Raw genomic sequence first — 14549 nt, 5'->3', positions numbered from 1 at the left:
GTCGCGCCGACGCCGAACACCTTGGCGACGTTGGCGACCTCGATCTTGGAGAAGCCGAGCTCGACATAGAGCGGGTTCGACATGATCCCGGCCAGGGCGTCGCCCAGCTTGTAGAGGACGACGAAGAGCAGGACCGCGAGCCAGCCGGGCCGGCGGGCGAAATCGGCGAACGGCGCCACCACCGCCGAGCGCACCCAGGCGGCGGCGCGCACGGCCGCGCCGGCCGTCGCCGGCGGCGGCGGGGGTTCGGCGGTTGCCCGGTCGACGGACTCCGGCTCCGGCGAGAGGAGCACGGTCAGCACGCCGACCAGCATCAGCGCGGCCATCACGGCATAGGCGACGTGCCAGCCGCCGAACTGGGCGGCGTAGAGGGCACCGGCACCGGCCGCGAGCATGCCGCCGCGATAGCCCCACTGCACCGCGGCGGCCCCCAGCCCCTGGGCTTCGGGCGGCAGCAGTTCGATGCGGTAGGCGTCGATGACGATGTCCTGCGTCGCCGACAGGAAGGCGACCGCGAGCGCGGCGATGGCCGTCGGCACCGGGTCGGCCGCCGGGTCGGTCAGGCCGAGGGCGACGATCGCCAGGATCAGCGCCGCCTGGACGCCCAGCGTCCAGCCGCGGCGGCGGCCGAACCAGCGGGTCAGGAGCGGCAGCGGCAGGGCGTCGACCAGCGGCGCCCACAGGAACTTCAGGCTGTAGGCGGTGCCGACCAGCGCGAAGAGGCCGATGGCGGTGCGCGAGACGCCGGCCTCGGCGAGCCAGAAGGACAGCGTTCCGAAGGTCAGCGGCAGCGGCAGGCCGCTCGCAAATCCGAGCCCGAGCACCGTCGCCAGGCGCGGCTGCCGCCACAGGGCCGCGGCGAGGCGCGGTTCCCGCCCCGCGGGGGCGGCCGGCCCGTCCCCCGCCTCGCGCATCGGCCGACGGTCTCTACTTGGCGTCGGCGGCGACCTGCATCTTGATGATGCGGTCGGGGTTGCTGACGGCGCCGTTCTGGGCCGACGAGCCCTTCTTGATCTTGTCCACGAACTCGATGCCCTGGGTCACCTTGCCCCAGACGGTGTACTGGCCGTCGAGGTGCGGCGAGGGCGCGAACATGATGAAGAACTGGCTGTCGGCGCTGTTCGGGTTCTGGGCGCGGGCCATCGAGGTGGTGCCGCGGACATGGCGCTCGCGCGAGAACTCGGCGTCGAGCTTCTGGCCCGATCCGCCGGTGCCGTCGCCGCGCGGGTCGCCCGTCTGGGCCATGAACCCGTCGATGACGCGGTGGAAGACGACGCCGTCGTAGAAGCCCTTGCGCGTCAGCTCCTTGATGCGGGCGACGTGCTTGGGGGCGAGGTCGGGGCGCATCTCGATGACGACGCGGCCGTCCTTCAGGTCGAGATAGAGGGTGTTTTCGAGATCGGCTGCTTGCACGGGCGCCTCCAGCAGGAGAAGGCAGCCGACGACAGCGAGGAGAGCGCGGAAGATCCGCATGGGCGGCCTCTCGGAAAGGGTGAATGGGGGTCGATTCGCCGGCCGGACCATAGACGATCGGCAGCCGGCGGGGAACGAGGGGGCGGGCGCGGCCGCCCCCGTCCGTCAGCCGGCCTCGGCGGCGCGGCTGGCGCGCTTGCGGTCGTTGGGATCGAGCAGCTGCTTGCGCAGCCGGATGCTCTTCGGCGTCACCTCGACCAGCTCGTCGTCGGCGATGTAGGCGATCGCCGTCTCCAGCGTCAGGGCGCGCGGCGGGGTCAGCCGGATCGCCTCGTCCTTGGAGGTGGTGCGGATATTGGTGAGCTGCTTGCCCTTGATCGGGTTGACCTCGAGGTCGTTCTCGCGCGTGTGCTCGCCGATGATCATCCCCTGGTAGACCTGGGTCGCGGGGTGGATGAACATCGGGCCGCGATCCTCGAGGTTCCACAAGGCGTAGGCGGTGGCGGCGCCGTCGCTGTTGGAGATCAGCACGCCGGCGCGGCGGCCCTCGATCGGGCCCTTGTAGGGGGCGTAGCCGTGGAAGATGCGGCTCATGATGCCGGTGCCGCGGGTGTCGGTCAGGAACTCGCCCTGGTAGCCGATGAGGCCGCGCGCCGGGATGCGGAAGGTGAGCCGCACCTTGCCGCCGCCGGACGGGCGCATGTCGACCATCTCGCCGCGGCGGGCGCCCAGCTTCTCGACGACGATGCCGGAATAGGCCTCGTCGACGTCGATCTGCGCCTCCTCGATCGGCTCCATGCGCTGGCCGGTCTGCGGGTCGGTGTGGAAGAGGACGCGCGGGCGCGAGATCGACATCTCGTAGCCCTCGCGGCGCATCGTCTCCATCAGCACGCCGAGCTGCAGTTCGCCGCGGCCGGCGACCTCCAGCGCGTCCTTGCCCTCGGTCTCGCGGACGCGGATGGCGACGTTGCCCTCGGCCTCGCGCATCAGCCGGTCGCGCAGCATCCGGCCGGTGACCTTGGTGCCCTCGCGACCGGCGAGCGGCGAATCGTTGACCGAGAAGGTGACGGCGATGGTCGGCGGGTCGACCGGGATGGCGTCGAGGCCGACGGTGACGCCGGGATCGGCGAGCGTGTCGGCGACGGTGGCGTCGGTCAGGCCGGCGATGGCGACGATGTCGCCCGCCACGGCCTCCTGTACCGGCACCCGCTCCAGCCCGCGGAAGGAGAGCAGCTTGGTCAGGCGGCCCTCCTCGACGACCTTGTCGCCGCGCAGCGCCCGGACCGGCATGTTGACCCGGGCGGTGCCGGAGGCGATGCGGCCGGTGAGGACGCGGCCGAGGTAGGAATCGTACTCGAGCAGCGTCGCCAGCATGGCGAAGGGCGCGTCGACATCGACCACGGGCGCCTTCACGTGCGCGAGGATGAGGTCGAAGAGCGGCGCCATGTCGACCCGCGGCCCGTCCATGGATTCGCTGGCCCAGCCGCTGCGGCCGGAGGCGAAGAGGGTCGGGAAGTCGAGCTGGTCGTCGTCGGCGCCGAGCGCCGCGAACATATCGAACACGTCGTTGTGGACGCGCTGCGGCTCGGCGTCCGACCGGTCGACCTTGTTGATGACGACGATCGGCCGCAGCCCCTGCTTCAGCGCCTTGGCGACGACGAACTTGGTCTGGGGCATCGGCCCCTCGGCGGCGTCGACCAGCACGACGACGCCGTCGACCATGCTGAGGATGCGCTCGACCTCGCCGCCGAAATCGGCGTGGCCGGGCGTGTCGACGATGTTGATGCGCGTGTCCTTCCAGACGACGGCGGTGCACTTGGCGAGGATGGTGATCCCGCGCTCGCGCTCCAGGTCGTTGGAGTCCATGGCGCGCTCGGCCACCTGCTGGTTGGCGCGGAAGGTGCCGGACTGGCGGAGCAGCACGTCGACCAGCGTGGTCTTGCCGTGGTCGACGTGGGCGATGATCGCGATGTTGCGGATGTCCATGGGAACCCGATATGGCGGCGCAGCGAGGCCCGTGCCGGGCTGCGTCAGATGGAGCGGAGGAGTTCGGCCAGCGGCGTCTCCGGCCGCGCACCGAAATGCGAGATGACCTCCCCCGCGGCGACGGCGCCGAGCCGTCCGCAGGTCGCGAGGTCGCGGCCCGTGGTGAGGCCGAAGAGGAAGCCGGCGGCGTAGAGGTCGCCGGCGCCGGTCGTGTCGACGACGCGGTCGACCGGCGCTGCGGCGACCGCGTGGACGGCGTCGGCGGTGGCGACGACGCTGCCGGCGGCGCTGCGGGTGAGGGCCGCGACCGGCACCGTGCCGCGGATCGTGTCGAGCGCGCCCTGGAAGTCGGCGGCTCCGGTCAGCGACAGGATCTCGACCTCGTTGGCGAACAGGATGTCGACATGCTCGCGCACGAAGAGCCGCAGCGCGTCGCGGTGGCGGTCGACGCAGAACGGGTCGGACAGGCTGAGGGCGACCCGGCGGCCGTGCCGCCGCGCGATCTCGGCGGCCTTGACGAAGGCCTCGCGGGCGCGCGGCGGATCGAAGAGGTAGCCCTCGAGATAGGTCACGGCCGAGGCGGCGACCGTCGCCTCGTCGACATCGTCGGGGCCGAGCTCGACGCAGGCGCCGAGATAGGTCGACATGGTGCGCTGGGCGTCCGGGGTCACCAGGATGAGGCAGCGCGCCGTGCCGGGGCCCGAGGTCGCCGGCGCCGTCGGGAAATGGACGCCGGTCGCGCGGATGTCATGGGCGAAGATGCGGCCCAGTTCGTCGTCGCGGACCTTGCCGAAATAGGCCGCGCGCCCGCCCAGCGAGGCGACGCCCGCCAGGGTGTTGGCGGCCGAACCGCCGGACATCTCGATGCCCGGCCCCATCCGGCCGTAGAGCGCGTCGGCGCGACCGGCGTCGATGAGGGCCATGGTGCCCTTGGCGAGTCCTTCCCGTTCGAGGAAGGCGTCGTCGGCATGGGAGAGGACATCGACGATGGCATTGCCGATGCCGACGACATCGTGGCGCGTCTCGGCCATTTCGGGACACATTTCGGTGGAGGATGGGCCGGGGTTCTATCGGATCGCGGACGCCGCGGCAAGGCGGACGCAAGACCGGTCGCGACATTGTCACATGGCGGTGCCAGGATTCGCCTGGGGTATTCTTGTCTCCGACCGCCGCAAGTCTCGGGAGAACCTCCGATCGTGCAGGATGCCGAATCCGTCGAGTGGCCGCATGGCGACGACCCGCGCAGCAACCGCTCCGCCGCTCCGCCGATCGCCGCGATCATCTCCCGCCGCGCGCTCCTCGCCGGCCTGGCGGCGGCGACGCTGGCGCCGCTGGCGCGCCCGGCCCGGGCGGCGGACGGCGTCTTCGCCCCGGTGCCGGCCGGCGTCGACGACCGCGACCACCTGCCGGTCGGCCATTCCCGGCAGGTGCTGCTGCGCTGGGGCGATCCGCTCTTCGCCGACGCCCCGGCCTTCTCGGTCGCGGGCCAGTCGGCGGCCGCCCAGGCGCGCCAGTTCGGCTACAATTGCGACTTCGTCTGCTATTTCCCGCTGCCGGCCGGCAGCCGGTCGAGCGACCATGGCCTTCTCGTCGTCAACCACGAGTACGCCATCCCCGCCCTGATGTTCCCGGGCGTTGCGCCGGGCCGCGAGGCGACGCAGACGCTCGGGCCGGCGGAGGCGGCGGTCGAGATGGCTTCGCTCGGCGCCTCGGTGGTCGAGGTGCGGCGCGGACCTGGAGGCTGGACGGTCGTCCCCGGCGCCCATACCCGCCGGATCACGGCGACGACGCCGATGGTGCTGGGCGGTCCGGCCGCCGGCCATCCGCGGATGCGGACGACGGCCGACCCGGCCGGACGCACGGTCGCCGGCACCTTCGCCAACTGCGCCGGCGGCGAAACCCCCTGGGGGACGGTGCTCTCGGGCGAGGAGAACGTCCACGCCTTCTTCGGCGGGGCGGCCGGCGACGACCCGGCGCGGGCCCGCTACGGCATCGACGGGCGCGGCTGGTACTCCTGGCACCGGCACGACCCGCGCTTCGATCTCGCGCGGGAGCCGAACGAGCCCAACCGCTTCGGCTGGATCGTCGAGTTCGACCCCTACGACCCCCGGTCGGTGCCGGTGAAGCGCACGGCGCTCGGCCGGTTCAAGCACGAAGGCGCGACCTGCGTCGTCAATCCCGACGGGCGCATCGCCGTCTACCAGGGCGACGACGAGCGCTTCGAGTATGTCTACAAGTTCGTCACCACCCGGGCCTGGGTGCCGGGCGACCCGGCCGCCAACCGCGACCTGCTCGACGACGGCATCCTCTACGTCGCCCGTTTCCATGCCGACGGCCGCCTCGAGTGGCTGCCGCTGGTGCACGGGCAGGGGCCGCTGACGGCGGAGAACGGCTTTCCCGACCAGGCGACGGTGGTGATCGAGGCGCGCCGCGCCGCCGATCGCGTCGGCGCCACGCCGATGGACCGGCCGGAGGACGTCGAGGCGAGCCCGAAGACCGGCCGCGTCTACGTCACCATGACCAACAACCACCGGCGCGAGGCGGCGCGGATCGACGCCGCCAATCCCCGGGCGGAGAACCGCCATGGGCACGTCATCGAGATGGTCCCGCCCGCCGGTCCGGGCGGCCCGGACCACGCCGCGACCGAGGCCAGCTGGGAACTGTTCCTCGCCGCCGGTCGGCCGGGGACCGATCCGGGGACCGTCTATGGCGCCGGATCGGGGCCCGAGGACTGGCTGTCCTGTCCCGACAACCTCGTCTTCGACGCCGCGGGCCGGCTGTGGATCGCGACCGACAGCGGGCTCGCCGCCGGCGCCGCCGACGGGCTCTACCTCGCGACGACCGAGGGACCGGAGCGGGGCCGGGTGCGGCGCCTCTACCGGGCGCCGATCGGGGCCGAGGTGACGGGGCCGGCCTTCACGCCCGACGGCCGTACGCTCTTCCTGTCGGTGCAGCATCCGGGCGCCTCTCGCGGCTCGCACTTCGCCCGGCCCTCGACCCGGTGGCCGGACTTCGCCGAGGGCGTGCCGCCGCGCCCCTCGGTCGTCGCCATCACCCGCGACGATGGCGGCCCGGTCGGCGGCTGAAGCACGGGGGGCCGCTCCAGATTTGTATTGCATGGTGGCCGGCAACTTGCAGAGTGGACGGGAGCCACCCTCCGTCCGCCCGAAAGGATCGCCCGCGATGCCGCTCGCCCTCGCCCGCCGCCTGCTGCCGGTCCTGGCGCCGGCGGCCGTCGCGCTCGCCGCGCTCGGGACGCCCGCCGAAGTCGCCGCCGGCCCGACGCTCGACGCCGTCAAGGCCCGCGGCCAGCTCGTCTGCGCCATGAACGGCAGCCGGCCCGGCTTCTCCGTCGTCGACAGCAAGGGCGAGTGGACGGGGCTCGAGGTCGACGTCTGCCGCGCCATCGCCGCGGCCGTGCTGGGCGACGCGAACAAGGTCCAGTACGTCAAGAGCACGACCCAGACGCGGCTCACCGTGCTGCAGACGGGCGAGGTCGACGTGACGCTCTCCAACGTCACCTGGACCTACGGGCGCGACGCCGATCTCGGGCTCGATTTCGTCACCCCCACCTTCTACGACGGCCAGGGCTTCATGGTGCCGAAGAAGCTCGGCGTGAAGTCGGTCAAGGAGCTGAACGGGGCGGCGGTGTGCGTGCGCCCGGGCTCGACCTCGGAGCGCATCGTCGCCGATGCCCAGTCGAAGTACGGCATGAAGGTGACGCTGGTCGTGATCGAGGACCAGAAGGAGCTGAACACCGCCTTCTTCGGCGGCCGTTGCGACGTCTTCGTGCAGACGACCTCCGGCCTGTCGGCGATCCGCGCCGCCGTCGCCCCCAATCCCGAGGATTTCGTCATCCTGCCCGAGATCTTCGGCAAGGACCCGATGGGCCCGGTCGTCCGCCAGGGCGATCCGCAGTGGCGCGACATCGTGCAGTGGGTGGTGTTCGCGCTCTTCGAGGCGGAGGAGCGCGGCATCACCTCGAAGACCGTCGACGACGTCCGGCGGACCAGCAAGGAGCCCGAGGTCCAGCGCCTGCTCGGCACTGCCGGCAGCGCCGCCGGCAAGGGCCTCGGGCTCGATCCCGAATGGGCCTACCGCGTCATCAAGCAGGTCGGCAACTACGCCGAGATCTACGACCGCGGCCTCGGCAACGGCTCGAAGCTGAAGCTGGCGCGCGGCGTGAACCAGCAGTGGACGAGCGGCGGCCTCTTCTACGCCCCGCCGTTCTGACATGCCGACCCGCGCCGGGCGGCCTGCCGGATGGCGGGCCGCCGGCTTCCGTGCGACCCTCTATCAGCTCCTGGTGGTCCTGGTCCTGGTGGGGCTCGCCGCCGGGATGACCGAGACGGCGCGGCGCGCCATGCAGGAGCGCGGCATCGCCTCCGGCTTCGACTTCCTCCTCGACCGCGCCGGCTTCGCGATCGGCCATGCCTTCTTCGCCTTCTCGCCCGAGAACACCTACCTCCAGGCGTTCGTCGTCGGCCTCGGCAACACGCTGGTGGTGGCGGCGGCCGGCCTCGTCACCGCCAGCCTGCTGGGAACCGTGCTCGGCCTGTCGCGCCTGTCGGGGAACTGGCTGCTCGCACGCGCCGCCGGCCTCTATGTCGAGCTCTTCCGCAACACCCCGCAACTCGTCCAGATCGTCTTCTGGTACGCGCTCTTCACCCTCCTGCCGGGGCCCCGGCAGGCCTGGAGCCTGGGCGACCTCGTCTTCTTCTCGAACCGCGGGCTGATCCTGCCCTGGCCGGCCGAGCCCTGGGTGCTGGGGCTGGCGCTGCTGCTGCTGGTGCCGGGTGCGACGCTCGCGGCGGGATTCCTGCGCTGGAGCGACCGCCGCCGGCGCGCCGGCGGCCGCGTGCCGGCGCCGCTCGCCCTGTCGGCGGTGCTGGCGCTGGCGCCGGCGGTCCTCGGCTGGATCGCCGCCGGGGCGCCCGCCGGGTGGAGCGTGCCGGCGCTGCGCGGCTTCAACTTCGCCGGCGGGCTCGCGCTCTCGCCCGAGTTCCTCGCCCTCTATTTCGGCCTCTCCTTCTACATCGCCGCCTTCGTCGCCGAGATCGTGCGCGCCGGCATCCTCTCGGTCGGGCGCGGCCAGATCGAGGCCGCCCAGGCGGTCGGCCTGCCGCGCAGCGAGCTCTATCGCCGCATCGTCTTCCCGCAGGCGCTGCGCGTCGTCGTGCCGCCGCTGGCGGCCCAGTACATCAGCCTCGTCAAGAACAGCTCGCTCGGGGTGGCCATCGGCTATCCCGATCTCTTCAGCGTCACCAACACGGTGCTGACGCTGAGCGGCAACACGATCGAGGCGATCGCCATCATGGCGGCCGTCTACCTCACGCTGGCGCTGGCGATCGGGGCGGTGGCCGACCTCGTCAACCGCGCCGTGCGGATCCGCGAGCGGTGACGGCGGCGATGGCCGGATGCCGCTCCTTCGCGCTGGCCGGCGACGGCGCCCCGCCGCGGCCGCCGCCGCCGGTCGCACGCGGTGCCGTCGGCTGGCTCCGGCGCAACCTCTTCGCCTCGCCCTTCGACGCCGCCGTGACGCTGGCGCTGGCGGCCGCGATCGCCTGGTTCGTGCCGCGGGCCTTCGCCTGGGCGCTCGTGGATGCGGTCTGGTGGTCGCCCGACGGGGCCGCCTGCCGGGCCGCGGCCGGCGCCTGCTGGGCGGTCGTCGCCGAGAAGCACCGGCTCATCCTCTTCGGCACCTATCCCTATGGCGAACAGTGGCGCGGCGCCGCCGTGATCGCGATCTTCGTCGCCATGATCGGCCTGTCGGCGGTGGGCCGGATCGGGATGCGGGCGAAGCTCGCGGCCTGGGTGGCCGCCGCCGCGGCGACGCTGGTGCTGATGCTGGGCGGGGTATTCGGCCTGATGCCGGTCGGGACCCATCTCTGGGGCGGCCTGCCGCTCACCATCGTCATCTTCGCCGCCACCGTGGCGGGCGGCCTGCCGCTCGCCGTGCTGCTGGCGCTCGGCCGCCAGTCGACCATGCCGGCGATCCGCGCCGTCTCGGTCGGCGTCATCGAGGTGGTGCGCGGCCTGCCGCTGATCGCCGTGCTGTTCGTCGCCTCGCTGGTCTTCCCGCTCTTCGTCCCGCCGGAGCTGCAGGTCGACAAGCTGGTGCGGGCGATCATCGGCATGATCGTCTTCTTCGGCGCCTACGCGGCCGAGATCGTGCGCGGCGGCCTGCAGGCGATCCCCGCCGGCCAGCACGAGGCGGCCAAGGCGCTCGGCCTCGGCTACGGCTTCCGGATGCGCCTCGTCGTGCTGCCGCAGGCGCTGGCGCTGGTCGTGCCGGCGCTTCTCAACGACATCATCCGGGCCTTCAAGAACACGACCTTCGTCGCCATCCTCGGCCTCTTCGACGTGCTGGGGGCGGCCAAGGTGGCGCTCGAGGACCCCGTCTGGGTGCGCCACGCGCCCGAGGTCTACGTCTTCGTCTTCGTCCTCTATCTGCTCTTCTGCCTCGCCTTCTCGCGTCAGGGCATGGCGGTCGAGCGCCGGCTTGCGGTGCGCCGCCGATGACCGGGACCGATCCGGCGGCGGACTGGGTGGTCGAGTTCCGCGGCGTCGACAAGTGGTACGGCGACCACCACGCGCTGCGCAGAGTGACGCTCGGCGTGGCGCGCGGCGAGCGGGTGGCGATCTGCGGCCCGTCCGGTTCCGGCAAGTCGACCCTGATCCGCTGCGTCAACGGGCTGGAGCGGCACCAGGCCGGCACCATCCGCGTCGACGGCATCGAGCTCGACCCGGCGGGCCGGGCGCTGCCGGCGGTGCGGCGGCGCACCGGCATGGTCTTCCAGAGCTTCAACCTCTTCCCGCACCTGACGGTCCTCGACAACCTGACGGTCGGACCGATCTACGCCGCGGGCGAGCCGGCGGCCACGGCCGAGGCCCGCGCCCTGGCCCTGCTCGACCGCGTCGGCATCGCCGACCAGAGCGCCAAGTATCCGGGACAGCTCTCCGGCGGCCAGCAGCAGCGCGTCGCCATCGCCCGCGCGCTGATGGCCGAACCCACCGTGATGCTGTTCGACGAGCCGACCTCGTCGCTCGACCCCGAGCGGGTGCAGGAGGTGCTGGCGGTGATGGAGGAACTGGCGCGGGGCGGCATGACGATGATCGTCGTCACCCACGAGATGGCCTTCATGCGCCGCGCCGCCGACCTCGTCGTCTTCATGGACCAGGGCGAGATCGTCGAGGCGGCCCCGCCCGCGCTATTCTTCGCTGCACCACGCACCGACCGCGCCCGGGCCTTCCTCGGGCAGGTCATGCATCTCTGAGGGAGCCCCCGCCCATGACCCCGACCTCCGGACCGGACTGGGCCGGCGTCCGCAGCCGCTTCGCGGCGGCGTCGCGCTTCGCCTATCTCGACCTCGCGCGCAAGGCGCTGCTGCCCGACACCGTCCGCCGGGCGACCGACGAATGGCTGGCCGACGTCGACGAGACGGGCGGCCGCCGGGCCTTCTCGATGGCCGAGATCGAGGCCGCGCGTGCCGACGTCGCCCGCGTCTGGGGCGCGCCGGCGGACCGGCTCGCCTTCGTCAAGAACACGTCCGAGGGCATCAACATCGTCGCCCTCGGGCTCGACTGGCGGCCGGGCGACAATCTCGTGATCTCGACCGAGGAGCACGAGAACAACACCTTTCCCTGGCGCCCCCTCGCCGAGCGCGGGGTCGAGCTGCGCATCGCCCGGGCCGGCCCCGACGGCACCGTCCCGGTCGACGCCTACCGCGAACTGGTCGATGCCCGCACCCGCGTCGTCGCGGTCGCCTGGGTCACCTACGGCATCGGCCACCGCGCGGACCTCGCCGCCTTCGCCGAACTGTGCCGCGGCCGCGGCATTCTCCTCGTCGTCGACGCGGTGCAGGGGCTCGGCATCCTGGCCGACCCGATCGCCGGGCTCGGCGCCGACGTGGTGGCGGCCGGCGGCCACAAGGCGCAGTTCAGCCTCGCGGGGGCCGGCATCTTCCACGTCTCCGACCGCGCGCTCGACCGGCTGCGGCCGCCCTATGCCGCCAAGTTCTCCTTCGCCACCCTGGACCGTACCGACCCGGCGCCGGCGCGCGCGCCGGACGCCCACCGCTACGAGTACGGCAACCCGAACTTCCTCGGCATCTGGGTGCAGCGGCGCTCGGCGCTGATGGTCGAGGAATGGGGCCGCGCCCATGTCGAGGCCCGCATCCGGGCGTTGACCGACCGCCTCATCGACGGCGCCCGCCGTCTCGGCCTCCGGGTGGCGACGCCGGTCGAGTGGCCGCGCCGGGCCGGCATCGTCAGCTTCGATCCCGGCGGGCGCGACGCCGACCGGCTGGAGGCGCTGCTCGCCGAGGACGGCGTCCGCGCCGCCGCCAAGGACGGCCGCATCCGGGCGGCGCCGCACGTCTACAACGACGAGGCGGACATCGACCGCTTCCTCGACCGGCTCGCCTTCCATCTCCGCCGCAACGCCACCGCCGCCGAGGCCGCCCAATGACCCATTCCCCCGCCGTCCGCGTCACCATCGATCTCGGCAGCGACACCGCGACGCGGCCGACCGCGGCGATGCTGGCCGCCATGACCACGGCCCCGGTCGGCGACGAGCAGCTCGGCGAGGACCCGACGACGGCCGCGCTCGAAGCGCGGGTGGCCGACCTCCTGGGCAAGGAGGCGGCCCTGTTCCTGCCGTCGGGAACGATGTGCAACCAGATCGCGCTGGTCCTCCACACCCGGCCGGGCGACGAGGTGATCTGCGCCGACAGCGCCCATGTCTACGGGTCGGAAGGGGCGGGCGTCGCGGTCCTCGGCGGCGCCCTCGTCCGGCCCATCGCCTGCGCCCGCGGGATCTTCGGGCCGGACCAGCTCTCGGCCGCGGTGCGGCGGCCGAAGATGCGCTCGCCGCGGTCCCGACTGGTCGTCATGGAGCAGACCGCGAACCGCGGCGGCGGCGCCGTCTGGCCGCTGGCGACGATCGCGGCGGTCGCGGCCCGGGCGCGCGAGCACGGGCTCGCCGTCCACATGGACGGCGCCCGTCTGCTCAACGCCTGCGTCGCTTCGGGCATCGCCGCCAGGGACTATGCGCGGCCGTTCGACACCGCCTGGGTCGATTTCTCCAAGGGCCTCGGCTGTCCGGTCGGGGCGGTGCTGGCGGGCCCGCGCGACTTCATCCAGGACGCCTGGGTGTGGAAGCACCGGCTGGGCGGCGCGCTCCGCCAGTCGGGCGTGCTCGCGGCGGCGTGCCTCCACGCGCTCGACCACCATGTCGAGCGGCTGGCGGAGGATCACGAGAACGCCCGCATCTTCGCCGCCCGGGCCGCGGCGATCCCGGGGGTGCGCATCGACCCGCCGGAGGTCGAGACCAACATCGTCTTCCTCGACCTGGCGGCGAGCGGCGTCGACGCGGCCACCGTGTCGGCCCGCCTCCGGCAGGCGGGAATCCGGATCATGATCGAGGGGCCGACTCGGATGCGGGCCGTCACCCACCTCGATGTTTCTCGCGCAGGGGTCGAGAAGGCGGCCGACGCGCTGGCGCACGCGGTGGAACTGGGGGCCGGCTGACCGAATTGCACCATATTGCCAGATATTGTGGGTCGAGCCTGCGCGACCCACTATTCGTGGCGTTTTGTCCTCCAGGTTGGGTCGATCTGATAATTTTCGTTCAATTTCAATCCCCAAGGGGATATTCTTCGTGTCCAAGATCGGGAAGCATCGATGAATCGCGTCGGCATCCGGGTTCGCGGCCGGCAAGTCGACGACAGGTTGAAACCGTATCTGACGAAAGGTCCCTAGACGATGTTCCGTCGACGCAAGGATGACGACGATCCGACCGGCACCGCCCCGACCGAGGTCGATGACACCTCGCCGTCGGCGGCCGCGAAGCCGTTCACCCGTCCGGTGACCCCGACGCAGCCGTCCGTGCCGTCCGGGCTCGGCGCCGCGCCCGGCGTGCCGCCGATCGGCCGCTCGGTGCCGACGCCGCCGGTGACGCGGCCGATCGAGCCCGCCGGACGCCGTCCGTCCGAGGCGCCGGCAGCGCGCCGCGGCGGCGAGAACGAAAGCAAGACGCTCATCGTCGGGCACGGCATCTGCCTCACCGGCGAGATCACCGCCTGCGACAAGCTGGTGGTCGAGGGCCGGGTCGAGGCGACGCTGACGAGCCGGGTCATCGAGATTTCCGACACCGGCCTCTTCAAGGGCAGCGCGGAGATCGACGAGGCCGAGGTGCGCGGCCGCTTCGAGGGCGACCTGATCGTCCGCAAGCGCCTGTTCATCGGCGCCACCGGCCGCGTTTCCGGCAAGGTGCGCTACGGCCAGCTCGAGGTCGAAGCCGGCGGCCAGCTCTCGGGCGACATCCGCTCGACCTCGGACGACGACGACATGTCGCGCGCGATGGGCAGCCGCATGGTGTCCGACCCCGCCGACATGCGCTTCGAGTCCGGCGGCCGCTGATCCCGCCGTCCGGGGCCGGCCGCCGGTCGGCCCCGGTCGTCAGGCGACGGTCTTCGCCTTGTAGCCGCAGAGGTCCCGGACCACGCAGTCCGGGCAGCGCGGCTTGCGCGCCTGGCAGACATAGCGGCCGTGCAGGATGAGCCAGTGATGGGCGTGTAGGCGCCACGCGGCCGGCACGGCCTTCTCCAGCCCCTCCTCGACCGCGAGCGGCGTCTTGCCGGGGGCGAGCCCGGTGCGGTTGGCGACCCGGAAGATGTGGGTGTCGACCGCGATCGTCGGCCGGCCGAAGGCGACGTTCATCACCACGTTCGCCGTCTTGCGGCCGACACCGGGCAGGGTCTCCAGCACGTCGCGGTCGGCCGGCACCGCGCCGCCGTGCTCCTCGACCAGGATGCGGCTCAGCGCGACGACGTTCCGGGCCTTGGTGTTGAAGAGGCCGATCGTCTTGATGAACTCCCGCAGCCGCTCCTCGCCGAGCTCCACCATCTTCTGCGGCGTGTCGACGAGCCGGAACAGCGGTCCGGTCGCGCGGTTGACCCCGACGTCGGTCGCCTGCGCCGAGAGCACGACCGCCACCAGCAGCGTGTAGGGGTTGAGGTAGTCGAGCTCGGTCTTCGGCTCGGGATCGGCGGCGGCGAGGCGGCGGAAGAACTCGTCGACCTTGCGCTTCTGCATGGCGGCGGAACCTGCGGGCGAGGGGGCCGACAATCTATCGCCGCTCCGGTGGC

At 72.5% G+C, this 14549-nt stretch carries 13 protein-coding genes; 8 read left to right on the top strand and 5 right to left on the bottom strand.

The features are described from left to right. From ACE3Q3_RS11800 to ACE3Q3_RS11785, 4 genes are all read right to left on the bottom strand, one after another. A partial coding sequence (locus ACE3Q3_RS11800) for an MFS transporter (RefSeq protein ID WP_374446144.1) occupies window positions 1-914 on the bottom strand: 914 nt, incomplete at its 3' end. Window positions 915-927: 13 nt separating this feature from the next. Then, entirely contained in the window at window positions 928-1473 is a 546-nt protein-coding gene (locus tag ACE3Q3_RS11795) for a peptidylprolyl isomerase (protein WP_374446142.1), read from the bottom strand. A 105-nt stretch (window positions 1474-1578) separates the two neighbouring features. Beyond that, complete coding sequence (gene typA / locus ACE3Q3_RS11790) at window positions 1579-3399, bottom strand: translational GTPase TypA (RefSeq protein WP_374446140.1); 1821 nt, start codon at window positions 3397-3399, stop codon at window positions 1579-1581. Window positions 3400-3443: 44 nt separating this feature from the next. Continuing rightward, entirely contained in the window at window positions 3444-4430 is a 987-nt protein-coding gene (locus ACE3Q3_RS11785; RefSeq protein WP_374446138.1) for an adenosine kinase, read from the bottom strand. 165 nt (window positions 4431-4595) lie between these two features. Here ACE3Q3_RS11785 and ACE3Q3_RS11780 point away from each other — a divergent pair, with 165 nt between their 5' ends. The 8 genes from ACE3Q3_RS11780 (at window position 4596) to ACE3Q3_RS11745 (ending at window position 13821) form a co-directional block, all read left to right on the top strand. Then, complete coding sequence (locus ACE3Q3_RS11780) at window positions 4596-6485, top strand: PhoX family phosphatase (protein WP_374446137.1); 1890 nt, start codon at window positions 4596-4598, stop codon at window positions 6483-6485. 97 nt (window positions 6486-6582) lie between these two features. After that, the gene (locus tag ACE3Q3_RS11775) at window positions 6583-7632 is read left to right on the top strand and encodes an amino acid ABC transporter substrate-binding protein (protein ID WP_374446134.1); all 1050 of its coding nucleotides are present in this window, start codon (window positions 6583-6585) and stop codon (window positions 7630-7632) included. Between the two features lies 1 nt (window position 7633). Continuing rightward, the gene (locus ACE3Q3_RS11770) at window positions 7634-8800 is read left to right on the top strand and encodes an amino acid ABC transporter permease (RefSeq protein WP_374446132.1); all 1167 of its coding nucleotides are present in this window, start codon (window positions 7634-7636) and stop codon (window positions 8798-8800) included. Beyond that, window positions 8797-9921 (top strand): amino acid ABC transporter permease, encoded by a 1125-nt coding sequence (locus ACE3Q3_RS11765; protein ID WP_374446129.1) that lies wholly within the window; start codon window positions 8797-8799, stop codon window positions 9919-9921. Before ACE3Q3_RS11770 ends, ACE3Q3_RS11765 begins: the two co-directional genes overlap by 4 nt. After that, window positions 9918-10676: an amino acid ABC transporter ATP-binding protein gene (locus ACE3Q3_RS11760; RefSeq protein ID WP_374446126.1), complete on the top strand. Its 759-nt coding sequence runs from the start codon at window positions 9918-9920 to the stop codon at window positions 10674-10676. Before ACE3Q3_RS11765 ends, ACE3Q3_RS11760 begins: the two co-directional genes overlap by 4 nt. Window positions 10677-10690: 14 nt before the next feature. Further along, complete coding sequence (locus ACE3Q3_RS11755) at window positions 10691-11869, top strand: aminotransferase class V-fold PLP-dependent enzyme (protein ID WP_374446124.1); 1179 nt, start codon at window positions 10691-10693, stop codon at window positions 11867-11869. Continuing rightward, entirely contained in the window at window positions 11866-12930 is a 1065-nt protein-coding gene (locus ACE3Q3_RS11750) for a low specificity L-threonine aldolase (RefSeq protein ID WP_374446122.1), read from the top strand. Before ACE3Q3_RS11755 ends, ACE3Q3_RS11750 begins: the two co-directional genes overlap by 4 nt. A gap of 234 nt (window positions 12931-13164) precedes the next feature. Further along, window positions 13165-13821, top strand: a complete 657-nt coding sequence (locus ACE3Q3_RS11745; RefSeq protein ID WP_374446120.1) for a polymer-forming cytoskeletal protein — start codon at window positions 13165-13167, stop codon at window positions 13819-13821. Between the two features lie 39 nt (window positions 13822-13860). Here ACE3Q3_RS11745 and nth read toward each other — a convergent pair whose 3' ends face one another. Then, the gene (nth, locus tag ACE3Q3_RS11740; RefSeq protein WP_374446117.1) at window positions 13861-14496 is read right to left on the bottom strand and encodes an endonuclease III; all 636 of its coding nucleotides are present in this window, start codon (window positions 14494-14496) and stop codon (window positions 13861-13863) included. Window positions 14497-14549: the final 53 nt, after the last annotated feature.

This window comes from Allostella sp., assembly GCF_041913585.1.
Taxonomy (GTDB): Bacteria; Pseudomonadota; Alphaproteobacteria; order ATCC43930; family Allostellaceae; genus Allostella.
The sequence above is the reverse complement of the archived record's forward strand: the minus strand, read 5'-3'. Positions and strand labels throughout refer to the sequence as shown.

Excerpts from the sequence above, each read along its gene's own strand:
- ACE3Q3_RS11795 (WP_374446142.1), bottom strand. The coding sequence starts at position 1,473 with ATGCGGATCTTCCGCGCTCTCCTCGCTGTCGTCGGCTGCCTTCTCCTG.
- typA (WP_374446140.1), bottom strand. The coding sequence starts at position 3,399 with ATGGACATCCGCAACATCGCGATCATCGCCCACGTCGACCACGGCAAG.
- ACE3Q3_RS11785 (WP_374446138.1), bottom strand. The coding sequence starts at position 4,430 with ATGGCCGAGACGCGCCACGATGTCGTCGGCATCGGCAATGCCATCGTC.
- ACE3Q3_RS11775 (WP_374446134.1), top strand. The coding sequence starts at position 6,583 with ATGCCGCTCGCCCTCGCCCGCCGCCTGCTGCCGGTCCTGGCGCCGGCG.
- ACE3Q3_RS11770 (WP_374446132.1), top strand. The coding sequence starts at position 7,634 with ATGCCGACCCGCGCCGGGCGGCCTGCCGGATGGCGGGCCGCCGGCTTC.
- ACE3Q3_RS11760 (WP_374446126.1), top strand. The coding sequence starts at position 9,918 with ATGACCGGGACCGATCCGGCGGCGGACTGGGTGGTCGAGTTCCGCGGC.
- ACE3Q3_RS11755 (WP_374446124.1), top strand. The coding sequence starts at position 10,691 with ATGACCCCGACCTCCGGACCGGACTGGGCCGGCGTCCGCAGCCGCTTC.
- ACE3Q3_RS11750 (WP_374446122.1), top strand. The coding sequence starts at position 11,866 with ATGACCCATTCCCCCGCCGTCCGCGTCACCATCGATCTCGGCAGCGAC.
- ACE3Q3_RS11745 (WP_374446120.1), top strand. The coding sequence starts at position 13,165 with ATGTTCCGTCGACGCAAGGATGACGACGATCCGACCGGCACCGCCCCG.
- nth (WP_374446117.1), bottom strand. The coding sequence starts at position 14,496 with ATGCAGAAGCGCAAGGTCGACGAGTTCTTCCGCCGCCTCGCCGCCGCC.